Genomic DNA, 252 nt, shown 5'->3' with positions numbered 1-252 from the left:
GTTGAAAGCTCTGTTACAAACCCTGGAGAAGGGATTGGCTTAATCCAGTGGAGCTTTGGCAGAAAGGCACAACTTATTTCATTTGCCCAGTCACAAGGCAAACCTTGGTCAGATATCGGTGTTCAGATTGCTTTCTTAGATTATGAAATGAATGGAGCAGAAGGAACAGTATTTCCAGGTGGTGTAAATAGATTTAAGCGCCTTACAAGCGTTGAAGAAGCAACAAGTCAATTCTGTTGGCTCTTTGAAAGA

At 41.7% G+C, this 252-nt stretch carries 1 protein-coding gene; it reads left to right on the top strand.

Going from position 1 to position 252, the window contains the following annotated elements:
* Positions 1-252: phage tail tip lysozyme (locus ACS2QP_RS28215; RefSeq protein ID WP_438883132.1), on the top strand; the 252-nt coding region annotated here is incomplete at both ends.

The sequence above is a fragment of the Bacillus cereus group sp. Bce019 genome (genome assembly GCF_051781745.1).
GTDB classification, from domain to species: domain Bacteria; phylum Bacillota; class Bacilli; order Bacillales; family Bacillaceae_G; genus Bacillus_A; species Bacillus_A cereus.
This window is presented reverse-complemented; position numbering and strand designations above follow the sequence as displayed.